We start from the raw sequence: 26,060 nt of genomic DNA, 5'->3' as shown, positions 1-26,060 counted from the left end.
CTGTCTTAAAGAAACAAAAAAAGCGCAGTCTGACTGCGCTTAAAACGAGTACGAATGTTCCTTGTAGTTGCCAAATACCGTGTGGATTTCTGAGAACGTAACGAAGGCATTCGGTTCGACGGAAGAAACGATTTCCTGTAAACGAACGATTTCATTGTTTTGAACGACGACATAGACCATTTTTTTCGTCCGGTTCGAGTATCCACCGCGAGCATCAAGAATCGTGACGCCGCGACCGAGTTCCTGAGTGATGACTTCATTGATTTCGTCCGCCTTTTCACAAATAATGATGCATTGTTTGGAAGCGGAATAGAAACTGTAGACGGTTTGAAGTGCCTTAGCGCGGACGAAACTCATAATCAGGGCATACATGACGTGTTTCAAATCAAAAACCCACCATACTAGTACATAAATCACTAAATCCTGCATCAAAAAGATACGAGGAAGTGGCCAATTGTGAAAACGCGCAAAGAAAAACTTCCCAAGAATATCAAGGCCACCTGTAGAGGCGCCGCCAAAGAAAATCAATGCCATCGCAAGACCGGATACGAGTCCGGCGAAGATGGAAGCGACGAGCGGATCATTGAGGGATTCTGGAACGATTTGGGTTGGAATCCAGTCGATTAAAAAAGAGGAAGCCACGACGATGATGCCTGATAATAACATGAATCGTTTTCGCAAGAAGCGGAAGCCCAAAAGGAAAAGGGGGATGTTTAACAGTAATTGTGTTAATCCGATCGGTGTGTGGAAAAGTTCCTGAATCACTAATGTGATCCCCATGATACCGCCGGATCCGATATCATTCGGAGATAGGAGTAAGCTGATGTAAAGGGAATACAGCAAAGTACCTACGATTAAAAAGCTGATTTTTTCTACTCTCTTTTTCTGTGGATGTTTCGTAGTCATGGCAATGTGATGAGTGACCTCATGCTCCTCCTTCTGTGAGTATCTGCATGCAAGAGTACGCCCATATGCATAAAATTTCAACCCTTCTTATGAAAAAAAATGAAAAAGGGTGATTTTTTTTAGGAAGGTGATGAAAATGAAGAAAACGTTTTTGATTCTCGGGTGCATTCTGCTTGGTATAGTAGTCGGAATACGTTTCATGCAACCTTCAGAAGATCAGACGCCACGGTCTGTCTGGTACGACGGTGATCTCGTCGCAAGACAGGTCGGAGCGTCGATGATGAATACGCTCGCAGTCCGTCAATTAGCAGAACAATTACCGTTTTCCGCTAATTTAAAACAAGTCGAGGTCGAAGGCGATTCCCTCCGACTTGTCTATGACGTGACAGGGAAAGAACGTCGGGAGTGGATCGGAACCGACACGGGAAAGCTACAGATTGACGAACGTTTCCTAAAGGCTCGTTTATCAAAAGTATTCATGCACCATACACTCGTTCTTTTTTCGACGATTCCAGATTTAACCGCTCTGGACATTCAATATACGGATCCCTATTCCCAGGCTGATTTTACGCTCGACCGGAAAGCATTTGATGCCTACACACCGACCGATATCGATCGTGCGACGTCTTCTGCACGACGCTTCAACCGGGTCGTCATTGATGGTTATGTTCTCGATGAATCGAGACGGAAAACATTCTTTGAACGATTTACTTCCGCTCTTTCCCTTCAAAGTAATTAGTTGTATAAAACAAGAAAAGGCATTTTTCACAATCTCGACACAATGACATCGTTTACATCTCGTTCTTTTATGAAAACGATAAAACAGGTCTATTCAAGGCTTGAACATCTTTTAAGATGGAAGTATGATAATAAATGAACAAACATTGTGAAGTGTTGAACAAAAGAAAGAGAGGTTTCTACGATGAACGAGGTAGAAGCATTAGAAGGATTACGGAATAAAGCGATCAAATCAACACGTATGCTACAAGTGCGTCCGCTCGAGTACTTAGTTCGTGCCATGTTAGCTGGAATTTTCATTGGTTTTGCCATCATTTTTACCTTAAAGGCAATTAACGGTCTATATATGACGGAATCGCCTGTTGCGACACTGGTCGGCGGTCTGACATTCGGCGTAGCGCTCGTCTTGATCGTCTATGGGGGAGCGGAATTGTTTACAGGAAATACGATGTATTTTACAACGGCAACGATGCGCGGGTATACGACGAAGATGGATACGGTGAAGGTTTGGTTGATCTGTCTGATCGGAAATGGACTAGGGGGATTAGCATTTGCGCTTCTCTTCTCGCAAACCGGCATTTTACAGGAACTGGGAGCGAACAACTGGTTGTTCGCCGTATCAGAGACGAAGATTCACCATTCAACGTGGGAAATCTTTACCCGGGCCATCTTTTGTAACTGGATGGTTTGCTTAGCGATTTTCATACCAAAAAACATGAAAAACGAACTAGCTCAAATCATGATGATGATGGTACTTGTCGCCGTCTTCTTCGCATCAGGATTTGATCACGTCATTGCGAATATGGCGCTTTTCTCCATCGCTTTAGTCGTACCGCATCCTGATACGATTACGATCGCGGGAGCGATGCATAACCTGCTACCAGCCCTAGCGGGAAACATCATCGGTGGTGCTGTTTTCATGGGGATGATGTACACGTGGTTGAATAAGGAAAAATTAGAAGTGGATGAATCTCGTCAGTCGACGACACCCGTCCATATCGCGTCTAAACAAAAGGCATAAGAAAAAGCAGCTGTCACGGACGGCTGCTTTTTCTTCATTCCATATGCTGAAAACGATCAACGTCAGCAGCAAGTTCTTCATAGATTTTCTCGACGATTTGCGCATCGTCAAACAGTCCGAGGACGTTATCATCCGGTAAAGCGTCGACAGGAGACGTGAAGTAGAGTACGGCTGTCAGCAACAATTGTTCCTGCTCCGCATGCATCGAGAACTTTTTTTGATAACGTGCACGTAACATTTCAAGCAATTGTTTTAATTGGAAGTACAGAACAAGTTCTGCTTCCCGCTCGATATCGGAACTTTCTGTAGATGCGATATCCTGCGTCAAATGTGCAAGTCCGATTTCTGCTCGAACCAACAAGTCTTGTTGTGCTTTTTCATCACCGACGAGGTCGAGTGCCTGTCGATGAAAATACGTATAAGCGGATTTAAAATCTCCGGGTGTGAATTCCATGGTGATGCCTCCTTCTGTTCTCCTTCTAGTTTCGCCTTATTTCTTGCAAAATTGCAACTATTTCGTGAAAATAAAGGTACAAGAAGGGGGATTACATCATGCCAACACAAGAACAGTTACAGCAGTATGCGTCTTTAGCAGTACGTACAGGAATCAATTTACAGCCGGGTCAACAACTCGAGGTACGGGCAGGAATTGAGAATGCACCACTCGTCCGTGAGATTACGCGTGTTGCTTACGAAGTCGGGGCAACCCAAGTGTATGTCCAATGGTCTGATGATGAACTGACGAAAATTCGTTATTTCGACGCACCAGAAGATTCGTTCGATACATTTCCGGACTGGTTGAAAGCGCGTTACGACCAACTAGCAGAAGAAAAGACAGCCTTTTTATCTGTTGTCAGTGAAGATCCCGATTTATTGAATGGCGTGGATTCAAGCCGAATCGCACGTGCAAACAAAGCAGCAGGTGTTGCCCTTGCCAATTGGCGAAAGTTCGTCATGAGTGACAACGTCAGCTGGTGCGTCGTAGCGGCACCGTCTGACAGCTGGGCGGAAAAAGTGTTCCCTGATTCAAATGATCCGGTTGAGGAACTTTGGTCAGCTATTTTAAAGGCGACACGTGCTGATCAAGCGGACCCAGTGGCAGCATGGGAAGATCATGATCATAATTTGCGTTCAAAAGCGAAATTCCTGACAGAGAAGAAATATAAAACATTGCATTACACTGCACCGGGAACAGAATTGTCAATTGAATTACCGGAGCGTCACGTCTGGTTAGGCGGTGGTGGTCCGAATGCGGATGGTGTTGATTTCATCGCGAATCTTCCGACTGAAGAAGTGTTCACACTTCCGAAAAAGACCGGGGTCAACGGTCATGTTTCGAGTACAAAACCACTCAGCTATAGCGGAAACTTAATTGACGACTTCACGCTTTGGTTCGAGAATGGAAAAATCGTCAAAGCAGAAGCGAAGCAAGGACAAGAAGCACTTGATGATTTGATTTCACTTGATGAAGGCGCCCGTTATCTCGGAGAGGTCGCTCTCGTGCCGCACCGGTCACCGATTTCAGATTCAGGCATCTTATTCTATAATACGTTATTCGATGAGAATGCTTCGTGCCACTTGGCAATTGGTCGTGCATACTCGACATGTCTTGAAAATGGACCAAGTCTCTCAGCTGAAGAACTAGAAGCACAAGGGGCGAATGACTCCATGACGCATGTCGACTTCATGATCGGATCAGCGGATTTATCGATCGAAGGAGAACTGGCAGACGGTACGCGTGAATCTGTCATGCGTGACGGAAACTGGACCATCTGAATATGAAAAAAGGTGAGTCCGGTCATGGGAACGGAACTCACCTTTTTGATTTAAGCTTCTTCGCCGATGATTTTTACTTCGGTCTCAAGCAGAATACCGAATTTTTCTTGGACAGTTTCCTGTACATGGCGGATGAGTGCGATGTAATCAGTCGCGGATGCGTTTTCGACATTAACGATGAAACCAGCATGTTTTTTTGATACTTCAGCACCACCGATGCGTGTACCTTGAAGTTCACTATCTTGAATCAATTTTCCGGCAAAATATCCTTCAGGTCGTTTGAAGACACTCCCGCAAGAAGGATATTCCAGCGGCTGCTTCGTTTCGCGCTTATGTGTCAAATCGTCCATGACTTCTTTGATCAGTGCCGGATCGCCTTCCGTCAAAGCAAAGCGACCTTCGAGGATGATATACTCTTTCTTTGAGAAACAGCTCGTCCGGTACCCGAGCTCGAGTTCATCGTGTGAGATATTCAGCAGCTCGCCTTTCCGAGTCAAAACGGTGGCGCTGTGCAGGCAATCCTTCACTTCGCCGCCGTATGCACCGGCATTCATGATCAAAGCGCCGCCAATTGTTCCTGGAATTCCGCAAGCGAACTCTAAACCGCTTAGTTGATGGGCATACGCAACACGCGAAGCTTCAATGATGGCAGCGCCGCTTTGAGCGACGAGTTCGTGTCCTTCAACCGAAATTTCAGTCAGTTTTTCGAATGAAAGGACGATTCCGCGAATACCGCCGTCTCGAACGACGAGATTTGATCCGTTGCCGAGCAGTGTGAGAGGAATGTCTTGTTCGTAAGCGTAGCGAACGACAAAAGCGGTCTCTTCATAAGAAGAGGGGATGATGAATAAATCCGCAACGCCTCCCATTTTCGTATACGTGTGGTATTTTAAAGGTTCATTGATCAATACGGACTCTTTAGCAATACCTTCGTAGAGTCCTGTCATTACTTGTTCAGTCATCATGGTCTCAGTCCTTTTCGTAAATTCCTACCCAGCGCGCATGCGCTCAAAATATATTTTAACATTAATCGTACAGTCGATGTTCAACATACTGTTCCCAAAATACCGACTTCTGCCGGGAATTGCAAGCACTAGGGAGTGAATGTCATCGATTAGTAATGAAAGATGTCACTTTGATGGCTTTTCTGATCAGAGGAATGAAGCGAAAAGAAGGAGGGAAAAGAGTACTATAAAAGGAGGAGATCGAGATGGAAAGTGAACGCTTGTGGATGCGGCGGTTTGAAGAAGACGATTTTGAATTTTATAAGTCGCTTGTCCAAAACGAACGAGTCATGCGTTATATCAACGGAGGAGTTGCGTTAGAAGAAGAAGAAGCACGCGAATGGTTTGAGAGACAACTGGATCGGTACACGGATGAACGACAAACCGGATTTTTATTGTTATTGAAAAAAGAAACGGATGAACCGATCGGTTTTGCAGGGCTGTTGATGCAGGAAGTCGATGGAATAGAAGAACTGGAAGTTGGCTACTGGCTCGAGCCAAGGCATTGGAAAGTCGGTTACGGTCGCGAAGCAGCTCGGCATTTAATGGTGGAGGCGTTTCATCGTGGACATGACCGGATCATCTCGATTATCCATCCGGATAATCATGCTTCCCAAAATGTCGCACGAGCGAACGGACTGAACTGGGAGAAAGATACGGTGTTTAAAGGAATTCCGGTCACGATTTATACCGGTCAATTATCACGACTTTGTCGTAACTGAGAGGGAGATTAGTTTGTATGTATGACTTTACCTTTTTGTCGTTTCATCAAATGACACCCGCCACACTGTATGCATTATTGAAGCTAAGAACGGATATCTTTGTCGTAGAACAGAATTGCGCTTATCCTGAATTAGACGATCAGGATCAGCAAGCGACGCACCTCGTCGTACGGGACGACACGGATCAAATCGCAGGATGTCTAAGGATGTATGTCCATCCGGAAAAAGGAATGGCGATTGGTCGAGTAGCAGTACATTCGTCACATCGATCTGCCGGACTAGCAAGACAAATGATGCAGCAAGCAATGCGCCATTTACAAGCGGAATCTACGATCTACTTACAGGCACAAGCACACTTGGAACGATTTTATGGATCTTTCGGATTCGAGACGGTGTCCGATCCGTATCTTGAGGATGGAATCCCACATGTCGATATGCGATTTCACGCAAAGGATTAAAAAAAGACTTCACGTCACCAGCTGATGAACCGATGAATAGATAGAATGAACTTTTCTCGGAGGTGGATCAGTCATGAAGAAATTACTGATCATTTGCGCGCTTAGTCTGATTGGCATCCTGTCTCTAGGTGTCGGTATTTCATACGCTCAACTACAAGGAAATTACCGGACATCCGAAAAAGAGCTGATGACGATGTTAGTGCAGCAACATGATTTATCGGCTTCCTCCTTTCTTGAAGTGAAGGCATCCTTCTCTTTACAACATCGACAAATCATTCATGTCCGTCTGCGTGGGGAACCCGCGATCACGTATGAATTCATTCAACCAAAGAAGGAAATCGAATATTTTGGTTCTGTCGGAACAAGTGTTGAAAAAACAGGAAAACATGATGCTGTCTTTCGGAATGCTCATTTAAGCGTCGGCGAAAAATAAGAATGGAGAATCTTCCCGAGATAGTGGAAGATTCTCCATTTTTTACTTTCAAGACGATTCGATATTGCGTACACTACGAAGAGATACTGAAATGAGGAGGTCTAGGGAATCATGTGGAAACCCTTTACGAAAAATCAAGCCATTGCACCTGCTTTACAAGCGTTTCGAGAGTTGGATGCATCCGCTTTTCGGACACATGTCGTTCGATTGAACGATGCGGAACAACGTGCTTTACAGTTCATCAAGCGGGCACTGGAACAGGACTCTCCTGCCCACTTAAAGCTAGCGATCGAGATGAAACAGCCGCTCGTTGAAGTCGATCGTTTGTTTCAAACGCTCGTCACCTGCGAAAAACGTCAAGAACTGATCGAGCTGTTGCTTGCGTACGGTCTGGATGTCAACGAGCCGTTTACGCTCGAGGGACATCGGTCGATTGTTCGTCAACCGCTTGTTTTTCCAGTAGGTCTGTACGCAGCCCGTCACCCGGAACTTTGGTCCAGTGTTTCGCCGCATCTGGACCTGACGTATACGATGTCAATTCAACGGAGTGATCAGTTCATGGAAACCCACGAACTGAATCTGTTGGATCTTGCTTTATTACTTGATATCGAAGAACCATTAACAGCGCGGATTCTAGATCGGTTAAACGTACACAAGGCGAGCGTTGGGTTGGCGGAACGTTTGCAACGTCCGGCTTCACCGCTGCTACTTGAAACGGTTCAAACACACGCATACTTACCGACATTCCTGTATGCGAAGCATTATTTTCCGTTCTATGCGTTAATCGGGCGGCAGACGACCTTATTTCCTGATTTACTGACAGAGACTAAAAAAGCATCCTGTGCTTCTGAGATGTTCAAGGATGCGTTGTTAGCGTTTCACAACCATCAACCAGGACTTGCCTTGACATGGGGAGAAGCATACATCGAACAATTGTACGAAATGGGGGAACTCCTTCGGGAAATCGGAGAGATGGATTTCAATCAGATGGATGCAGCATATGTACTACCAGAATATGAAGCAATCGTAGATCGTTTACGAAAGTGATGGCGGAACATTCACAGTGAAGGTATGCCAGTGAGAAGACAATTGGATGTCGCAGAAAATGTTCGGTTCATACAAGCGTAGAACGTCTTCGTGAATAGACAGAAAAGAGACTTCGAACGTCAGGATGTTAGCACGACGTAACTTTTCTTGGAAAGCATCCAATATACGACTACCATATCCTTGTTTCCGTAATTCCGGTAGACACGTGATTTCCAGTAGGCGAATGGTTTGTCCCCGTTTTTGAAAAAGAAGCGTGCCTACAATCAACTGTTGATCATACACGATGTAAGGCATCACTTTTTGTTGAATGGCTTTCTCCAAATAGACGGCATCATGCGGAAAAAGAAACTCTGATTCTCGGGTGGCTGTATTACGAAGGGAAAGATAGAGTGCCTGGTTATGGGCATGGACGAATTTTAAACGTAGCGTGGAAGGGCGACCGTGGGAAAGACCGATCAGACGAAACTGCTCAGCATATAATGTATAACCGAGTGTTTTCCAAATGGAGGACAGCGTCGAATCGTGCGGGGGAGAAACTTGTACGTGGATTCGTTTCGCACCTTGTCGGAGGACATGCTTATGCAGGAATCGAGCCAGCTTACGGAATGCAGCAAGTTCACGATAGGCACCGTTCGTAAACCGAATGGTATCATATACGGTGTGGTATCCGAGCGTCGCACATACATGCTCACCTTCAAGGTAGACCCATTGATGATCTTCGAGTGACGGATACGATGAAAATTCATGTCCCTTTTGATGTTGTAAAAGTTGGTGGACGCTTCGGCGTTGGGCATGAGACAATTGACTGTAATAACTGATAGGCACAACATATTCCTCCTTTTTAATTAAATGAAGATGTGAATCCTCTGTTATTATTTTACATTAAAAAGAAGCAAGATATATCTTTGTTTTCGAATAAAAAGTAGATGGATTACTGAAGATGAGAAAGAAGCGAGGCAAAAAACATGAAGTATCTCTGGCTTGTCATCGGATTATCAGGGTGGTTACTCAGTACGGATGTCGTGTCGGTAGAAGCACGGGATTACGACGAACCCGGTATGAGCAGTTCGACGACATACGGCAATTACGGAACAGAAGATCACATCATTGTCGATCGAAAAGAACCGATTTATGAAGGATTTGATTCACCGAACGACATGGCATTCTTATTTGCTTGTATCGCGTTACTCGCAACCGTCGGACTCGGTATCGTCAATGCTTCGGATTAATGGAAAGGCGCCCATGGACCCGCATCAGCCGGATGTCCATGGGCGTCTCTTTGGTATCGTTTTAAAAATGAATCCGCTTTTTACGCCCGACCCGTTCAATCCGTTCATGTTCTTGTTCGAGCCCGGCACGTTCGAGCAAATCAAGGTAGTAGCGAAAAGGAGTGGAACGATGGGAGAAATACGGAATATATTCAGTGAACAGCATCGTTTCAGCGCGTTCTAACTCTCGTAATGAGATGAGAGCATGCAATTCGGCAAAACGGATTTCTTGGTAGGTGGACAAAGCGTCTGTATCAATCCGGACATGTGACTGAAGTTTTTTCGCATGCGTGTTTAAACAGGTGATATACGCTTCTTGGTGTTCTGCTGTTTCGCAGTGGGCAAGTACGGCAAGCAGAAGATCGCTACGTTCGGTGTCAACGTCCATCGGAACTTTCAAGGCCGTGTAGAGCGCACGATCCATCCATTCGATACCGTGACTATCATTCTTGTAATAACCGACAAGTTCTTGAAAGAATTCAACCTGCGAGACTTTTAATAAGCGAAAGGGATCATTACTTAAAAATAAAGGTTCTTCCCCGGCGGCTGACGAAAGAAGAAAGAAAAATTCCTCAAAGGCGATGCGGGTTCCATTTTTACGATAGGCATAGTGGCGCAAATGCTTGAGCAGACGTTTTGCGGTGATATACCAGTTCTTTTGCTCGCGAAGTGGTACGATCGGATTCGGCTCAAGATACTGCAGGTCATATGCTAACTGAATGAACCGTTCCGTCTGTGCAATCGTCTGTTCGACGGTCGGTTGTTCCTGTTCTTTTTGCAGATCCTTGTACTTCATGAACTGTGTCAACATGGCGTCAAACTCTTTTTCTTCGATGACTTGTCTTGGAAGCTGGCGATAGATTTCGACGATGATATCGCGAAGGGTCGTATCGCCATACTGTTCCAGTAAGAGCCGTAGTTTCCGAATTCTCATGAGCGCCCTCCTTCGCAAAAAAAGCACAATACAACACTATTCATTTCCCGCTTTTTTCATAAACCGAACCTCTTCATTTGCGCTTTTTAGTCAGAGACGACTATCTTAAATAAGAAGACTCATTACAGAAGGGGACGATTACGCATGAATGAAACGATTCAACATTTACTCAACCACCGGTCAATCCGGAAATTCAAGGAGCATCAGTTAGATGAGAAGACGATTGATACACTCGTAAAATCCGCGCAGGCAGCCTCGACATCTTCATATCAGCAAGCCTACGCCATCATCGGTGTCGAAGATGAAACATTAAAAAAACAATTGGTGGATGTCGCGAGTGGGCAACAATATGTAGCAGAAAACAGTTACTTCTTCGTCTTTTGTATGGACTACCACAAGCACACGTTAGCAGCAGAACTAGCAGGGGGTGATGTCAGCCGGACGATCGAGACGACGGAAGCGCTTGTCGTAGGGGCTGTTGATGCCGGACTCGCTGCTCAAAATTTAGTCGTTGCCGCTGAGTCACTCGGATACGGAACGGTTTATATCGGTTCACTCCGAAATGATGCCCGTCGTGTCAGCGAGTTGCTGGAACTTCCGGATCACGTCGTACCACTGTTCGGAGTTGCAGTTGGACTTCCGGATCAACAACCCGGTCAAAAACCCCGCCTTCCGATGGATGCGGTCTTCCACCGGAATACGTATACTGATGACGATACGATGCGTGAGTTACTGACGAAATATGAAGAATCCACATCATCGTATTACGGGGAACGGACCGGAGGACAACGGACAGAGGGGTGGGTCAAACAGATGGCTGCCTCGATGCACGAGCCGAAACGGACCTATCTCCGCGATTTCTTGAAAGAGAAACAAATCGCAAAAGACTGATACGGAGGTATCTGAATGGCAGAACATCAACCACCCCGCTCCCGCTTGGAGCGACGACGTTTAGAGTTAGAAGAACAGGCAAAAAAAGAAGCATTCTCGACGGAAGAATCGATCACACAGGAGAGACAGGAGGAATCCGTGGCGTATCATCGATATGTCGAAGCGCAACCGCGAAACCGGAAACATACATCGCGTCGGTCTGGGAACGGTGTACTCCGGCAAGTGGGACAGATGGTCGGTCGCGCCAGTTCGCGCTTATTTGCTAGCCAAGAACGCGCGAGACGTTCGAGAGCGGCTGACCGATCAGGGAAATCCGAGACGAGTACTGACGTCTCTTCGCGAGAAGCTAACCCAAAAAAGATGAAGAAAAAGCGTCGTTTTAAACGAAAGCTGATTGGTCTATTTTTGTTAGTGCTTATTGGATTCGTCCTTTTTGCCTCACAACCGTTTACGTTTCTGTTGATTGGCAGTGATGCCCGCCCTGGGGAATCGTTACGGGGATCACGGTCGGATTCATTATCCGTCATGCAGTTCGTTCCGTTATCCCGGACGATTCAACTGACGTCAATACCGCGGGACACGTATACGCCGATTTCGTGCGAGAATGGCAAAAAAGATAAGATCACCCATGCTTTTGCATTCGGCGGCGAAGCGTGTACCCAGGATGCTGTAGCTGGTTTACTCGATGAAGAGATTGACGGAAAGATCGTCATCTCCTTTGATAGTTTCATCGGGTTAGTGGATCAAATCGGCGGAATCAATCTTGTATCAACTGGAACATTCTCCGAGCAGGATGCAAGCGGGAAAGCGAATCAATATTCCTTCCAAAAAGGGAAGGAATACCATATGGATGGTGCGATGGCGCTTGCCTATTCAAGGCATCGTAAAACAGACAATGACGGGGCACGAGCGAATCGTCAGTCGGAAGTCATTCAGGCCGTTGCGACACAGTTGTTAAAGCCAACCGGGTGGGGTAAAATTCCAGCGGCACACACGTATATGAAAGAGGAGATGAACCTCGATCTGAGTGTACGTGAGATGGCAACAGCAGGTCTTTCTCTGGCGTTGATGTCTGAGCGCAAGCACTACGAGATTGAGGCGGTCAGTCAGCGATTGAACGGCATATTCTATGATTTGCCTGACGAAAAAGCACTTCAGCAGTTACGTGACCGTCTGGATACCACTTTCTACGGGACCCTGAAGAAGTGACCGCGAGGGGTTTCCTTCCGTTCATTGCGGGTATAAATTGATGTACGTTGCTCCTTTGACGGATCATTCCGATCCTCTCCGCACTCGAGTAAGTTCGGATGTGAGATGAATGGGATCCGGTAAAGGTGACTAACTTATCGAGGAGGGACCCCCTATATGAAAGTACTAGTCGTAGGTGCATCCGGTACGATTGGAGCACGCGTTGTCAAGTCGCTTGCCAAGGGTCATCAGGTCACGGTCATCGTTCGACACGAGCACTTAGTGGAACGATTCGAAAAGCTCGGTGTTAAAGCACATTATGTTGACATCGAAACGGAACTCGAGAAAGTCATTGAGCACGGAGTCGCCGGTCAAGATGCCGTCATCTGTGCAGCAACAGCAGGAGTGGATGGGGAAGCAACTGAAATTGAGTTGCTCGACCGGACAGTAGCACTGAAAACAATCGATGCAGCAAAAAAAGGACGGGTCCGCCACTTCGTTCTGTTGAGCGCACATGGTGCAGACCGGCCAGAACAGTTTAAAAAGGATGTTTATCCGTTCTATGCTGCTAAAAATGCGGCAGAAGAGCAGATTGAACATAGCGGTTTAACGTATACGATCATTTGCCCGGTCTCCATCACGACAGGTGAAGGACGCGGTTTGATTGAAGCGGATGAAGATTTAAAAGATACGAAGGATGCGACGATTTCCGAGACGGATGTCGCATCAGTTCTCGTTGCAGCACTTGATAACCGGGCTGTCTTCAACCGGCGCCTAGAGGTGAAGGAAGGAAAGACATCCCTCAATGAAGCACTAGGCGGCACGGAAGCGGTAGGTAGTGTTAAGGATAACCGGCAAGTGAAAAAACAACTTCCGCGTTATAACTGATAGCACGAATCGAGTCAGACGATCCTACGTTATGATAGAGAATAAACTCTTTCCGGTTTTTCCGGGAAGAGTTCATTTTTTTGTACATAAAAGAGAGCGGTCAGAGAAAGGAAGTCTGCTACACTTGAAAAAGAAGGAGGGATTGGATATGAAAAAAGCACTCATTTATCTGATCCTTTCGATTGCCGTCATAGGGATTGGCTATCGTGGCTACCAGACCTATGAAGCGAAGCAGTCTAAAGCGGTCGAACAGCAAAAGGAAGTGTCGCAGGGAGGACTAGAGGTGGGCATGAGAGCACCGAATCTTTCCTTGCGGCAAGCAGGAAAGACGATTGAATTAGACGAAATGAATCATGATGTCTTTGTGATTAATTTCTGGGCGACGTGGTGCCCGCCCTGTAAACAGGAAATTCCGGAATTGAATGCTTTTGCACGGGATACAGGCATCCCGGTCTACGGCATCAATGTCACGACGTCGGAGCGTCGTGTCGCGGATGTGGCAGCATTTCTGAAACAGACACCTGTCGACTATCCTGTTCTGTATGACCGGAAAGGGACATCGGAAGAAGCGTATCGCCTCGTAGCTATGCCTGCTACGTATGTACTGGATCGAAAGGGAACGATTCTTGCAAAACATGTCGGTCCCGTAACAGAAAATATGTTAAAAGAGATGGTGAAACGAACAGGAGGATGATGATGGAACTGATGTGCCGAAACTGCTCCTTTCAACAGACGTTTCATTTAGGTCAACTGGACGGATGGCCGACCTTTCCCGCTGTCCTGACGCAAGGTGTAGAGGCATTCATGACCGGTCTGCCATTTTGGTTCGTGCCGTCGATGGATGAACCGGTATTGCCTCAGCGATACGTGGATGACTGGAATCGATTTCGTTTGATTCAATACTATCAACTTCATCAAATGGAATTGGCAGATGGATGGGTCCCTTATCAACTGGACCTTTATCATTGTCCAACGTGCCATCAGTTCTCAAACCGCTTTTGGTGCGCTCTTTTTTTAGAAACCGATGTCGTGCAACCGCAATACGAATGTACACAGGACCGGACGATCCTGGAACGTGTTGAAATCTCAGACATCCATCAGTTGGATTGTCCGATGTGTCAGCAACAGACCCTCTATATCCGCGATTAAAACACGAAAAAGCCATCCGCCTCATGTAAGGACTGATGTGAGAACGAATGTCTCCATAGTCAAAACATGACATCGAATGGCTTTTCATCGATCATCAACCCATTTGCCGAAACGAAAATGTCTGAAAGGACGAGGGTGATGAGTTACTGACATCTAACGTATAAGTTGTTCCGTCAAAGATAATTGTATCGCCTAATCTCGCTTCGGATGGCAAATAACGTCGTGGGATAAAACTTGAACCGTTCTCCCACAGAAGGACGGCATATTTGCCATCAAGTCGCTCCAGCGTACCACGTTTGATCATATTAACTCCTCCCACAATTACATCGAAGTCATTTCGAATGATCGAAATGCATTCTCTCTCTATCACTCTCTGTAATTTTTATTCTTATGTTTGGTATATTCCCAGTTCATTTCATATTTACACATGATTCTTTAAAAAAACGCGATTCCAAGCCGTTTTGGTCTTAAATCTGACGTATTTAACAGGAAATAAAGGAAATATGGTCACTATAAAAGGACCCGATGTATCAAATCGGATCCTTAAAGAGAAAGAAAGAGTCAAGAAGCAATGGATTGCTTCATTTCCACTTTCGTCGGACGAAGAAAGGCCAGTAAGAATGTAAAGAGTGGCGAAAGGATTAAGAAGAACGCAAACGGCACGTACTCGGTTACAGGAACACCGAGTGTCGTAGCGAAGAATGCTCCTGAGACACCCCACGGGATGAGTGGATTGATCAGAGTGCCGCCATCTTCAAGTGACCGGGACAAGAAACGCGGATCAATCTGGCGCTGCTCAAAAATTTTCTTGAATGCTTGACCCGGAAGCAAGATGGACAAGTATTGTTCCCCGGCCATCAGGTTTACACCAATCGACGATAAAGCAACGGATGAGATGATGCTGCCGTCACGTTTCAGTCGGGATACCGTCCGTTCGATGACCACGTCGATTACACCGATGCCGCGAAGGACGCCACCGAAAGCGAGCGCGAGCATGACGAGGGAAACCGACCACATCATCGATTGCAATCCGCCTTTACTGATGATTGCGGTGACCGTCTCACTAGAAGACTCCAGTTTTAATCCGTTTTGAATGACGGCCATCCAGTTCGAAATATTCCAGTTTCCTTGGACGAGACCTGTCAATAACAGTCCACTCAAGACGCCGGCAACGAGTGTTGGGATGACGGGCATCTTCCGTAACGCTAGAATCATGACGAGCAGTGGTGAGAGTAACGTCAAAGGTGACAAATCGAACAAGCGGGCTAACTCTTGCTGTGTTGCCTGGACAGCAGACGAATCGACCGTTCCGCTACTGCGTCCGAAGATGAAGAACAGAATGAACGTAATCGTAATCGCCGGAATCGTTGTTCCCATCATGAAACGAATATGATCAAACACGGAAACGTTGACGATTCCCGGTGCGAAATTCGTCGTATCGGACAATGGAGACATCTTATCTCCGAAACAGGCACCGCTGATGATGGCGCCGGCAGCAAGTGCTGGATTGACGCCTAATGCAATCGCGATTCCCATCAGAGCGACACCGACTGTTCCAATCGTCGTAAAGGAACTGCCTGTAAAGGTCGAGACGACCATCGCAATGAGGAGGGCACTCGGTGCGAACCAGGTCGCCGAAAGTGTCGATAAACCAAAATGAAGTAGGGTCGGCACTGCGCCACTCATCATCCAGACCGCGATCGTCATACCGACGAGCAACATGATCATGATCGGTTTGATCGCTTCCCGAATACCTTGAATCATATGATGTTCGACATCTGCGAATTTAAATCCACGATAAACGGCATATCCTGATACGAAAATAAGACTGGATAAGATGGCAAGATGCGGTTCGGCTTTGGCGCCGAATAACGCGGATAATAAGATGATGATGCTGATTCCTAGGATAGCTGCGGATTCACGGAATGACATGCGCATGCTTCCACCTCCTTAAATGAATATGAAAGAATGATAATGCTCTGTTGCTAACACGCTTTTATGCACAAAAGCATTGAACAAACGTAATACTAACGAATATTATGGATGGCGTCAACTATAAGTGATTCAGCTAAAAATATAAAAAAACAGAAATGTGACGATTTTTTGTCGTAAACGCTTTCTTTTTTGAGAGAAATCTTGCACAATAGGAAGTATCAAATGACATTTTTGTGAACGATAAGGAGGATACATATGTTTACACTGATTTTCGTAGTCGTCATAGCAGTGATGGGTGCAGGCGTATTTGGAATCGATCATCTCGTAGCGCAACGTGCTGAAAAACGTTGAACGCATTAAATGAAAAGAAGCGCTGAAGGGACTGTCTTATGGAAGACAATCGCTTCAACGCTTCTTTTTTTGTATAAAAACTAATAAAAATTCAATTGACAGTATAAATATACAAATGTTTAAATCGGTATAACATTCTTCGAAGGGGAGCGTACAGATATGAAATGCACCATCATTGGCGCGACAGGATATACGGGAATTGAGTTGATTCGGCTGTTGGAGGCACATCCTTCTTTTGAAATCGTCTGTTTAATGAGTGACTCGATGGCGGGGGAATCCATGCATGATGTATTCCCATTCATGAATAAAAAAACATATTCCTCATTATCTTCCTTTTCAGTGGAAACTCTTGCGGAAACTGAAACAGAAATGGTGTTTTTAGCTACACCAAGTGGAATTTCGAAACAATACTTAGAACAACTTCAAAACTGGTCCGGCTATGTCATTGATTTGAGCGGTGATTTACGGCTTCCGCCTGACACATACGCGGCTTGGTACAACAAGGAACCAGTAGCTGTAGACCTACAACAACAAGCGGCTTACGGATTACCGGAATGGAATCGTCAAGCCGTCACGGCGAGCAAGTGGGTTGCGAATCCCGGCTGTTACGCGACAGCGGTCCTCCTCGGTCTGACACCGTTCTTAAAAGAGAAAAAAATCGATCCATCTCAAATCATCATTCAAGCCTCTTCCGGTCTGACCGGAGCAGGCAAGACATTGACGGCACAAACCCACCATGTACATTCAAGCGAAAACGTTCGTTTGTATAAAGTGAATCAGCATCAGCATATCCCGGAAATCGAACAGGCGCTTTTCGAATGGACCGGATCATCGCACCCGATCACGTTCTCGACCCAGCTGCTTCCGATTAATCGAGGCATCATGGCGATCATGACAGTCAAGCCATTGATTGACGTTTCGGAAACGGAGTGGCGATCCTGGTTGAGCGAACAATATGCATCGGAACCGTTTGTACGTGTCCAGCAGACTGATCCGGAAATCAAATCGGTCGTTGGCAGTAATCACTGTGATTTGACTGTATACAAGGATGAGCGGACCGGACGCGTCACGATTGTTTCGGTTATTGACAACATGCAAAAAGGCGCCGCCGGACAGGCCGTTCAAAATGCCAATATTCTAGCTGGATTTGACGAGACATCCGGGTTAACACAACAGCCGATCTACATTTAATCAAGAAGAAATATAAGAGGAGGAACGCCTGTGTGGCAAGTACAAGTAGAGACCCCATTGACGATTACGACACCGAAAGGATTCCAAGCATCCGGAGTGCATGTAGGTCTGAAACGAAAGCGGAAAGACCTTGGTCTGATCTGGTGTGAAACAGGAGCGAGTGCTGCAGCGGTCTATACGACGAATCAAGTTCAGGCGGCGCCGATCACGGTAACGAAACAAGCAATCGAGTCTTCGCAAGGGCGCATCCATGCCGTTCTTGTCAATAGTGGCAATGCCAATGCCTGTACAGGGGAACTAGGTCTATCCCATGCGTATATGTCACAACAAGCCATGGCGAAGAGCCTGAACATTGCTCCAGAGCAGGTAGCGATTGCTTCGACAGGAATCATCGGTCAGCCGCTTGCCATCGATACGTTACTGGCAGGCATTCCGCAGCTGATGCCTTCAAATCATAGTGATGCTACGAATGACTTTGCGCACGCGATCCTGACGACCGATACGGCTACGAAATCAGCCGGTCAACAATACATGCAGGAAGGTATTCAAATTTCGGTATGCGGTGTGGCGAAGGGGTCGGGAATGATTCATCCGAATATGGCGACGATGCTAGGCTTCTTGACAACCGATGCCACGATCGAGCCGGATACGCTCCAAACGATATTACGTCGGACGATTCATCGGACATTTAACTGTATCACGGTAGACGGCGACAGTTCGACGAACGATATGGTGATGATTTTAGCGAGTGGCGCAGCAGGTGGAGCAACGATTCTTGAAGGAACAGAGGATGCATTCGCTTTAGAGCAGGCGATTGAATCCGTTTGTCAGGACTTAGCGAAACAGATCGCACGTGATGGGGAAGGCGCAACGAAGTTGATCGAAGTGACAGTGACAGGCACACAGACGGATGAAGTAGCACGGATGGTCGCAAAACAAGTCGTCGGTTCCTCGCTCGTCAAGACGGCGATCTTCGGAGAAGATGCGAACTGGGGACGGATCATCGCTGCTGTCGGCAGTGTTGAGGAGCCGCTCGATGTAACAAACGTCGATATCAAAATTGGTTCGCAATGGGTGTTGCAACACAGTATGCCTGTTTTATTCGATGAAACGATTGCCTCGCAGGAACTGGCACAGCAGGACGTACAGATCCACATCGATTTACATGATGGAGTAGGACACGGACATGCCTACGGCTGTGACCTGACATACGATTACGTCAAAATCAATGCGAGTTACCGGACATGACGAAACGAAAAGTCATTAAACTGGGTGGAAGTGTCTGGGAGCAATTGGATGCGCGATACTTCGAGGAATGGAAAGCATGGGTTGAAACCGGTAACGAATTATTGATCGTTCACGGGGGCGGACCGCTTCTATCCAGTTACTGCGAACAACAGGGCATTCAACCCGTGTTTCGGAACGGTGTCCGTGTGACGACGGATGGTGTCTTACTCGGAGCGCGACGGGTCTTAGCAGGGGAAGTCCAATCCGGTATCGTCCAGCAGTTGAATCAAGCGGGGATTCCTGCCGTCGGGATGAGCGGTTTAGACGGCGCAAGCGTTCATGGTAAAAAAGTTAAAGGACTCGGGGCAGTCGGTCACATCACGCACATTCATCCACGATTATTCACGGTGTTGAGTACGAATGGGTATGTGCCTGTCGTCACGTCTCTTGTTACAGGGGAGCAAGGGGCTTTAAACAGTAATGGGGATGCGTGTGCCATTGCCGTCGCAAAAGCCTGGTCCGTCGATCGGTTCGAACTGTTGACGGATGTAGAAGGTGTAAAAGTAAACGGCGACTATCAAGCGGAAATCACCTCTGCAACGATCGAGGCGGCAATCGCATCCGGGGAAATCTACGGCGGAATGATTCCGAAAGTTGAAGCGATGATGCAGGCCGCTCAGCATGGTATTCCAGAGGTCGTCATTCGATCGGGAAAAAATGTATTAGCTACAGGGACACGAATCAAGGAGGAATCACATGAGCGCACTACTACCCACCTATCAGCGTACTGATGTGGAATTGGTTAAAGGACAGGGGTCAATCGTTGAGGATACGACGGGAAAGACGTATCTCGATTTCATCATGGGAATCGCCGTTTGCAACACGGGGCACCGCCATCCCTTTATTCAGCAACGGCTAGAAGAACAACTGAATCAGATTTGGCATACATCGAACCTGTTTCAAATCGCAGCACAAGAGCGGGTCGCCGAGCGACTGACGAAAGATAGTCATCTCAGTCATGCCTTCTTTTGTAATAGCGGTGCGGAAGCAAACGAGGCGGCGTACAAACTCGTGCGGAAGTGGACAGGAAAAACGGAAGTCGTCACGTTCAAACAATCGTTCCACGGTCGGACGTTTGCGATGATGGGGGCGACAGGACAGGAGAAAATCAAAGCAGGATACGGAGAGATGGTGAACGGGTTCAAACATCTGCCGTTTAACGAGATGGAGAGCTTATCAGCGATTACGGAACAAACAGCTGCGGTGTGGCTCGAAATCATTCAGGGAGAGGGTGGCGTCGTCGTCGCTGATGACGCTTGGCTCGAAGCGTTGATGAAGCAGGCGCAACGTTATGATGTCAAAATCATCGTCGACGAAGTGCAAACCGGCATCGGCCGGACAGGCTCCCGTTTTGCGTTTGAGCAGACACCACTCGTACCGGACATCATCACCCTTGCGAAAGGGCTTGGAAGTGGACTTGCGGTCGGTGCAGTACTCGCGACAGCAGAGGCAGCGGAAGTATTCACACCTGGATCGCACGGTTCGACATTCGGCGGAAATCCGCTTGCGATGACAGCCGCGGAAGCAACACTTGAACTTTTGTTAAGTGACACCGTCATGACGGACGTTCAAGAAAAAGGGGAATTTTTGCGCCAGCAATTAGCAAAAAACTTACCAGAGACAATCGTTCGTTCGGTTCGCGGACGTGGCTTGATGATTGGTATCGAGTGCGTGATGCCTGTTGCCCCTTTGATTGACGCCTTACGTGAAAACGGACTTCTCGTCGTCTCGGCTGGTCCTCATGTCATTCGCTTGTTGCCATCGTTGTTCGTGACAGAACAGGAACTCATGCAAGCCATCGAAAAAATACAACTTGTTTGTCAACAGGAGGTCATCGTATGAAACAATCCGGAAAACTAACGCTTGCGAACGGGACGACGTTTACCGGTTCATGGCAAGGAACAGCTCCAGTCAAAGGTGAAGTCGTCTTTTTCACAGGTATGACGGGGTATCAGGAAGTCTTGACGGACCCATCCTATCAGGGGCAGATCCTCGTCTTCACCTACCCGTTGATTGGTCAATACGGTATTCAAGCGGAAGCGTCAGAAAGCAACCAGATCCAAGTCGCCGGCGTCATCGTCCAGACTTTAGCGGAGGACGGAGAAGGAATGTCACTTGCGAATTGGTTAACTGAAGCGGGTGTTCCGATTTTATCGGGGGTCGATACGCGTTCTCTTGTGCATCTATTACGGACGGAAGGGGATCAATTCGGAGACATGATGCAAGAAGGCATGACGGGATCCGAGCCCATCAATGCGGCGTACATCGCTTCCGTCTCGACGGCTTCAAACGTTGAATACGTACCGGAAGTCGAACAGGGTCATGTCGTCTGTATCGATTACGGCGTAAAACAATCAATGATTGACGCTTTGCTTGAACGCGGTATGCGTGTGACGGTCGTTCCGTATCATGCGACACCAGAACGGATTCAAGCCCTTGCACCGGATGGTCTGCTGTTTTCCAACGGACCCGGTAATCCGACTCAATTAGACCCGTTCCTTTCAGGAATTCGTGAACTGGCGACGAGTTATCCGACGCTCGGGATTTGTATGGGGCATCAGGTTCTCGCTCATGCCTTTGGTTGTACCTTATTAAAACAACATCATGGACACCGAGGAGCGAACCATCCCGTGCGTCATCTAGCGTCCGGGCAAGTGTTCATGACCTCGCAGAATCATGGATATGCCGTTGATGTCAAAAGTATCAAAGCGTCTGAAATGGAACTCGCATATGAGCATATCAATGACGGGTCTGTAGAAGGATTGATTCATCCGACGCTACCGATCATGACAGTCCAGTTCCATCCAGAGGCGAGTCCGGGACCCACAGAGGCGATGGTCGTCTTTGATCAATTCGTAAATACCGTATTACACCAGGAGGTAGCGTATGTGGGATAAGCAGAAAGTACTCGTCATCGGTTCGGGTCCAATCGTCATCGGGCAAGCAGCAGAATTTGATTATTCTGGAACACAAGCCTGTCAGGCGCTTCGAGAAGCGGGATGCGAGGTCATCTTAATGAATTCGAATCCGGCTACTATCATGACGGATCCAAGCACGGCAGATCATGTCTACATTGAGGCGATGACCCTTGAAAAAGCGACGGCAATCATCGAAGCAGATCGTCCGACGCATCTGTTAGCGACAGTCGGCGGACAAACGGCACTCAATCTTGCGATGTCACTCGAAGAAGCAGGGGTACTCGAACAATACGGCGTCGAACTTTTGGGAACATCACTGGATACGATTCGGGACGGGGAAGACCGTGAACGCTTCAAGCAAAAGATGATTGAACTGGCACAACCCCTTCCGGAAAGTATGACGATTGAGTCGTTAGCAGAACTTGAAGCATTCATGGAAGTACACGGTGTACCGCTTGTCATCCGACCCGCGTTTACGCTCGGAGGTACAGGCGGCGGAATCGCATCGACAAAAGAAGAAGCACGTACGCTGGCACAAAATGGCTTACAGGCAAGTCCCATCTCGCAATGTCTAGTCGAAGTGAGCATTGCCGGGTACAAAGAGGTCGAATACGAAGTGATGCGGGATAGCGCTGATACGACGATCATCGTCTGCAATATGGAAAATATTGACCCTGTCGGTGTTCATACCGGAGACTCCGTCGTCTTTGCGCCGATTCAATCGATCTCGGACCGGATGAATCAACAGCTCCGGACCGAAGCGCGAAAAATCGTCTCGCATCTCGGTGTCATCGGTGGATGTAATATCCAATTTGCGATCCATCCGACGGAGGAACGTTATTTCGTCATCGAGGTCAATCCGCGTGTCAGTCGTTCCTCAGCACTTGCATCAAAAGCGACGGGATATCCGATTGCGAAATTAGCGACGCGCCTAGCACTCGGTGAACGACTTGACGATTGCATCAATCCGGTCACGAAGGAGACGATGGCAAGTTTTGAACCGACGATGGATTACATCACGGCAAAAGTGCCTTGTTTCCCGTTCGACCTTTTCACAGGAAGCGACCGTACGCTCGGTACACAGATGAAGGCGACCGGTGAAAGTATGGCGATGGGGAAAACATTGGAAGAAGCATTACAAAAAGCATGGCGTGGTGCAGGAGTCGAGCAATCACCCCTTTATCCGACATGGATGAAAACAGCAGAAGCTGACGCGTTATGGAAAGAAGTGATGGCTCCGACAGACCGTCGTCTGCTCGCGATGCTGGCACTTCTAGATCGTCAGGAGACGACCGTCGAAGAACTCGTTGAACAGACGAAAGTACAAGCTTTATTCGTAAAAGTACTCCAACGTCTCGTCGAGCAACAACAAAAAATGGATGTATCGAATGAGAGTTCTCTGAAACAGGCAAAAATGATGGGCTTTACGGATAAACAGATTGCCCTTCTAACAGGTGTCAGTGCTGTTGACATCAAGCACTTACGTAAAGAAAAAGGCATTCTTCCTGTCTATCACATGATTGATACATGTGCAGGAGAGTTCCAGAGTACGACACCTTATTTCTACGGAAACTGGAGTGGTCAAACGGAAGTCACAGCATCGACGAAAAAGAAAGTCGCTGTCATCGGTGCGGGACCAATTCGGATCGGTCAAGGAATCGAATTTGATTATTGTTCCGTTCACGCGGTACGTGCATTACAAGCATCCGGTTATGAAACAATCATGATCAACAATAATCCGGAGACCGTCTCGACCGACTTCGAAGTCGCAGATCGCCTGTATGTCGAGCCGTTGACACTTGAAGACGTCATGCATGTGCTAGAAGCAGAGGATTGCCATGACGTCTTAGTCCAGTTTGGAGGACAAACGGGGATTGCGCTGGCATCTGGTTTGGAGAACGCCGGTTATCATCTTCTCGGAACGACGGCAGATGTCATTGATCAAATGGAAGACCGTGAACGGTTCTATCAATTTTTAGATGACATCGGAATCGATCGGATTCCGGGACAAGAAGTGGCGACAGACGAACAAATGATAGAAGTCGCAACAACGATCGGTTACCCGGTCATGGTTCGTCCTTCCTATGTCATCGGAGGTAAGGGAATGCATGTCATCCACGATCAAGAGCAATTAGAGACGATCGTTTCCGAATTAACATTCCCTGTCCTCGTGGATGCCTACCTCCAAGGAAAGGAAATCGAAGTCGACTGCATTACGGACGGAACAACGACGTACGTTCCGATTTTGATGGAACAATTGGAACGGGCAGGGGTGCATTCGGGTGATTCGACGATGATTTTACCTCCAATTTCACTTGAAACGAGTGTCCAGGATGACATAGAGCAGATTGCACAGAAGATCGGAACACGGATGGACTACAAAGGGGCATTTAACATTCAATTCATTTTACATGAAGAACAGATCTATGTACTTGAAATCAATCCGCGGGCTTCCCGGACGTTGCCGATCGTCGCCAAAGTAACAGGTCAACCGATCTTGCAGTGGGCAGTCCAAGCAGCGGTCGGTCAAACGGTCGTACTACCAACGGAACAGACGAAACTTGCTTTTCATGCCGTCAAGACCCCTGTTTTTTCAACGTTAAAATTACAAGGCGTCGATCCGAAAACAGGTCCCGTCATGCGTTCGACAGGTGAAACGTTACAATGGACGACAGACGGACTGGCGCTGGAGCGATTTATCTTCGACGAAACGACGAAACGACATTTGACAACGAGAGACATCATCGTTGCTGGAGTAGATACAGAGGCTTTCGGAACGGGTGTAGCGTTAGATGAAACGATTGACTGGGCACAATGTGCGATTTTCTATTCGCACGTGACAGAAGAACAAGCGAGTCGCGAAGCAGCGCTTGCTGCCGGGGTGCAAGTCCTGACAGAACCTGAATTAGCACATTATCATCTACAAGCGACAGAGAAGTACCATTATGCTGTGAAGCCACTTCATACATGGATAGAACCGATCAAGGAGGAAGTAAAATGAAGACGATGCAACAACTAAAGCATTTCTTGACGATGACGGAACTGACGCCGGAAGCACTGACGGAGCTATTGGTACTCGCGAAAGACATCAAGCATCAGCCAAACGTCTACCAAAACGCACTAAGCCATAAAAAAGTTGCCTTATTGTTTGAAAAGGCATCGACGCGGACACGTCTTTCATTTGAGGTGGGTGTCGTCGAACTTGGTGGACATCCAATCGTATTGAGTGGAGCAGATATGCAAATCGGGCGGGGAGAGCCGCTTTCGGATACGATTCAAGTCATGAGCCGTTACGTCGATGCCCTGATGATCCGGACGTTCGGTCATGAGATCGTCGATACGCTTGCGGCACATGGTACGATTCCAATCATTAACGGACTGACGGATCTACATCATCCGTGCCAAGTCCTTGCTGACTTGCTAACGATCGAAGAGACATTTGGAACACGATCTGGAAAGGTTTTGACATATATCGGGGACGGAAATAACATGGCGCATTCGCTGATGATTGGTGGAGCGCTAAGTGGGATGGAAGTCCGCATCTGTGCGCCGGCGGCGTATGCTCCTGATCCACAAGTCGTTCATGATGCTCAAGTCATCGCAAAAGAAACAGGTGGAAACATCATCGTCATGACGGATCCTGAGGAAGCGGCGAGTGGTGCGGACGTCGTGTATACGGATGTCTTCGCAAGTATGGGACAAGAAGAAGAGGCGACGATGCGTCTGCAAGCATTTGAAGGGTATCAGGTCAATGCCAATATCATGGATCAAGCAAATGATAAAGCCATTTTCTTGCATTGCCTTCCGGCGCACCGCGGGGAGGAAGTCACGGCAGACGTCATCGATGGCAAGCAATCTGTCATCTTCGATCAAGCCGAGAATCGCCTCCATGCCCAAAAAGCGTTGCTCGTCACATTACTTGGATGATGATAAAAGGGGCTGACTCAAAAGTCAG

At 47.3% G+C, this 26,060-nt stretch carries 27 protein-coding genes; 20 read left to right on the top strand and 7 right to left on the bottom strand.

What is annotated here, in order from left to right; genetic code table 11:
• Nucleotides 1-39: 39 nt before the first annotated feature.
• On the bottom strand, nt 40-906 hold the full coding sequence (locus tag ACRPK8_RS08560; RefSeq protein WP_432237846.1) for a YitT family protein: 867 nt from the start codon (nt 904-906) through the stop codon (nt 40-42).
• Nucleotides 907-1,042: 136 nt separating this feature from the next.
• Here ACRPK8_RS08560 and ACRPK8_RS08555 point away from each other — a divergent pair, with 136 nt between their 5' ends.
• Nucleotides 1,043-1,645 (top strand): hypothetical protein, encoded by a 603-nt coding sequence (locus ACRPK8_RS08555; RefSeq protein ID WP_432237845.1) that lies wholly within the window; start codon nt 1,043-1,045, stop codon nt 1,643-1,645.
• A gap of 183 nt (nt 1,646-1,828) precedes the next feature.
• A complete protein-coding gene (locus tag ACRPK8_RS08550) occupies nt 1,829-2,665 on the top strand; it encodes a formate/nitrite transporter family protein (protein WP_432237844.1) in 837 nt (278 codons plus the stop codon).
• A 34-nt stretch (nt 2,666-2,699) separates the two neighbouring features.
• Here ACRPK8_RS08550 and ACRPK8_RS08545 read toward each other — a convergent pair whose 3' ends face one another.
• Nucleotides 2,700-3,119 (bottom strand): hypothetical protein, encoded by a 420-nt coding sequence (locus ACRPK8_RS08545; protein WP_432237843.1) that lies wholly within the window; start codon nt 3,117-3,119, stop codon nt 2,700-2,702.
• 98 nt (nt 3,120-3,217) lie between these two features.
• On the opposite strand from ACRPK8_RS08545, the gene ACRPK8_RS08540 reads away from it, so the two are divergent.
• Nucleotides 3,218-4,441 (top strand): aminopeptidase, encoded by a 1,224-nt coding sequence (locus ACRPK8_RS08540; RefSeq protein WP_432237842.1) that lies wholly within the window; start codon nt 3,218-3,220, stop codon nt 4,439-4,441.
• 50 nt (nt 4,442-4,491) lie between these two features.
• Here the strand turns inward: ACRPK8_RS08540 and murB are convergent, their stop codons facing one another.
• Complete coding sequence (gene murB / locus ACRPK8_RS08535) at nt 4,492-5,406, bottom strand: UDP-N-acetylmuramate dehydrogenase (RefSeq protein WP_432237841.1); 915 nt, start codon at nt 5,404-5,406, stop codon at nt 4,492-4,494.
• Between the two features lie 245 nt (nt 5,407-5,651).
• Between murB and ACRPK8_RS08530 the strand changes: the two genes are divergently transcribed.
• From ACRPK8_RS08530 to ACRPK8_RS08515, 4 genes are all read left to right on the top strand, one after another.
• Nucleotides 5,652-6,167, top strand: coding sequence for a GNAT family N-acetyltransferase (locus tag ACRPK8_RS08530; protein ID WP_432237840.1), 516 nt, complete (start codon nt 5,652-5,654; stop codon nt 6,165-6,167).
• 17 nt (nt 6,168-6,184) lie between these two features.
• Nucleotides 6,185-6,625 (top strand): GNAT family N-acetyltransferase, encoded by a 441-nt coding sequence (locus tag ACRPK8_RS08525; protein ID WP_432237839.1) that lies wholly within the window; start codon nt 6,185-6,187, stop codon nt 6,623-6,625.
• 73 nt (nt 6,626-6,698) lie between these two features.
• Nucleotides 6,699-7,058 (top strand): hypothetical protein, encoded by a 360-nt coding sequence (locus tag ACRPK8_RS08520; RefSeq protein ID WP_432237838.1) that lies wholly within the window; start codon nt 6,699-6,701, stop codon nt 7,056-7,058.
• A gap of 111 nt (nt 7,059-7,169) precedes the next feature.
• Nucleotides 7,170-8,105, top strand: a complete 936-nt coding sequence (locus tag ACRPK8_RS08515) for a hypothetical protein (protein ID WP_432237837.1) — start codon at nt 7,170-7,172, stop codon at nt 8,103-8,105.
• Here the strand turns inward: ACRPK8_RS08515 and ACRPK8_RS08510 are convergent.
• The gene (locus tag ACRPK8_RS08510; RefSeq protein WP_432237836.1) at nt 8,094-8,930 is read right to left on the bottom strand and encodes a GNAT family N-acetyltransferase; all 837 of its coding nucleotides are present in this window, start codon (nt 8,928-8,930) and stop codon (nt 8,094-8,096) included. The two genes, ACRPK8_RS08515 and ACRPK8_RS08510, sit on opposite strands and share 12 nt — an antisense overlap.
• Nucleotides 8,931-9,070: 140 nt before the next feature.
• Here ACRPK8_RS08510 and ACRPK8_RS08505 point away from each other — a divergent pair, with 140 nt between their 5' ends.
• Nucleotides 9,071-9,334 carry a hypothetical protein gene (locus tag ACRPK8_RS08505; RefSeq protein ID WP_432237835.1) on the top strand — a complete coding sequence of 88 codons (264 nt, stop codon included), beginning with the start codon at nt 9,071-9,073 and terminating at the stop codon, nt 9,332-9,334.
• A 61-nt stretch (nt 9,335-9,395) separates the two neighbouring features.
• Here the strand turns inward: ACRPK8_RS08505 and ACRPK8_RS08500 are convergent, their stop codons facing one another.
• Nucleotides 9,396-10,307: a hypothetical protein gene (locus ACRPK8_RS08500; protein WP_432237834.1), complete on the bottom strand. Its 912-nt coding sequence runs from the start codon at nt 10,305-10,307 to the stop codon at nt 9,396-9,398.
• Nucleotides 10,308-10,451: 144 nt separating this feature from the next.
• Here ACRPK8_RS08500 and nfsA point away from each other — a divergent pair, with 144 nt between their 5' ends.
• From nfsA to ACRPK8_RS08475, 5 genes are all read left to right on the top strand, one after another.
• Nucleotides 10,452-11,198 carry an oxygen-insensitive NADPH nitroreductase gene (gene nfsA, locus ACRPK8_RS08495; protein WP_432237833.1) on the top strand — a complete coding sequence of 249 codons (747 nt, stop codon included), beginning with the start codon at nt 10,452-10,454 and terminating at the stop codon, nt 11,196-11,198.
• A gap of 15 nt (nt 11,199-11,213) precedes the next feature.
• Nucleotides 11,214-12,407, top strand: a complete 1,194-nt coding sequence (locus ACRPK8_RS08490) for an LCP family protein (protein WP_432237832.1) — start codon at nt 11,214-11,216, stop codon at nt 12,405-12,407.
• Nucleotides 12,408-12,563: 156 nt separating this feature from the next.
• A complete protein-coding gene (locus ACRPK8_RS08485) occupies nt 12,564-13,274 on the top strand; it encodes an NAD(P)H-binding protein (protein WP_432237831.1) in 711 nt (236 codons plus the stop codon).
• Nucleotides 13,275-13,422: 148 nt separating this feature from the next.
• The gene (locus ACRPK8_RS08480) at nt 13,423-13,968 is read left to right on the top strand and encodes a TlpA family protein disulfide reductase (protein ID WP_432237830.1); all 546 of its coding nucleotides are present in this window, start codon (nt 13,423-13,425) and stop codon (nt 13,966-13,968) included.
• A 2-nt stretch (nt 13,969-13,970) separates the two neighbouring features.
• Nucleotides 13,971-14,423 carry a hypothetical protein gene (locus tag ACRPK8_RS08475; protein WP_432237829.1) on the top strand — a complete coding sequence of 151 codons (453 nt, stop codon included), beginning with the start codon at nt 13,971-13,973 and terminating at the stop codon, nt 14,421-14,423.
• A 94-nt stretch (nt 14,424-14,517) separates the two neighbouring features.
• Here the strand turns inward: ACRPK8_RS08475 and ACRPK8_RS08470 are convergent, their stop codons facing one another.
• Both ACRPK8_RS08470 and nhaC read right to left on the bottom strand, forming a co-directional pair.
• On the bottom strand, nt 14,518-14,727 hold the full coding sequence (locus ACRPK8_RS08470) for a DUF3006 domain-containing protein (RefSeq protein WP_432237828.1): 210 nt from the start codon (nt 14,725-14,727) through the stop codon (nt 14,518-14,520).
• Nucleotides 14,728-14,984: 257 nt separating this feature from the next.
• Nucleotides 14,985-16,361, bottom strand: a complete 1,377-nt coding sequence (nhaC, locus tag ACRPK8_RS08465; RefSeq protein ID WP_432237827.1) for a Na+/H+ antiporter NhaC — start codon at nt 16,359-16,361, stop codon at nt 14,985-14,987.
• Between the two features lie 507 nt (nt 16,362-16,868).
• Between nhaC and argC the strand changes: the two genes are divergently transcribed.
• The 7 genes from argC to argF are packed head-to-tail and all read left to right on the top strand — an operon-like array spanning nt 16,869 to nt 26,032.
• A complete protein-coding gene (gene argC, locus ACRPK8_RS08460) occupies nt 16,869-17,900 on the top strand; it encodes an N-acetyl-gamma-glutamyl-phosphate reductase (protein WP_432237826.1) in 1,032 nt (343 codons plus the stop codon).
• A 30-nt stretch (nt 17,901-17,930) separates the two neighbouring features.
• Nucleotides 17,931-19,148 (top strand): bifunctional glutamate N-acetyltransferase/amino-acid acetyltransferase ArgJ, encoded by a 1,218-nt coding sequence (gene argJ, locus ACRPK8_RS08455; protein ID WP_432237825.1) that lies wholly within the window; start codon nt 17,931-17,933, stop codon nt 19,146-19,148.
• On the top strand, nt 19,145-19,918 hold the full coding sequence (gene argB / locus ACRPK8_RS08450; protein WP_432237824.1) for an acetylglutamate kinase: 774 nt from the start codon (nt 19,145-19,147) through the stop codon (nt 19,916-19,918). The genes argJ and argB overlap by 4 nt, the downstream gene beginning before the upstream one ends.
• Nucleotides 19,884-21,029, top strand: a complete 1,146-nt coding sequence (locus tag ACRPK8_RS08445) for an acetylornithine transaminase (RefSeq protein WP_432237823.1) — start codon at nt 19,884-19,886, stop codon at nt 21,027-21,029. Before argB ends, ACRPK8_RS08445 begins: the two co-directional genes overlap by 35 nt.
• Entirely contained in the window at nt 21,026-22,084 is a 1,059-nt protein-coding gene (locus ACRPK8_RS08440; RefSeq protein ID WP_432237822.1) for a carbamoyl phosphate synthase small subunit, read from the top strand. The genes ACRPK8_RS08445 and ACRPK8_RS08440 overlap by 4 nt, the downstream gene beginning before the upstream one ends.
• On the top strand, nt 22,074-25,106 hold the full coding sequence (gene carB, locus ACRPK8_RS08435; protein ID WP_432237821.1) for a carbamoyl-phosphate synthase (glutamine-hydrolyzing) large subunit: 3,033 nt from the start codon (nt 22,074-22,076) through the stop codon (nt 25,104-25,106). Before ACRPK8_RS08440 ends, carB begins: the two co-directional genes overlap by 11 nt.
• Nucleotides 25,103-26,032, top strand: coding sequence for an ornithine carbamoyltransferase (gene argF, locus ACRPK8_RS08430; protein WP_432237820.1), 930 nt, complete (start codon nt 25,103-25,105; stop codon nt 26,030-26,032). Before carB ends, argF begins: the two co-directional genes overlap by 4 nt.
• Nucleotides 26,033-26,060 lie beyond the last annotated feature (28 nt).

Origin of the sequence: Exiguobacterium sp. TDN 0502, from assembly GCF_050846835.1 — a bacterium.
In the GTDB taxonomy this organism is placed as follows: Bacteria; Bacillota; Bacilli; order Exiguobacteriales; family Exiguobacteriaceae; genus Exiguobacterium_A.
This window is presented reverse-complemented; position numbering and strand designations above follow the sequence as displayed.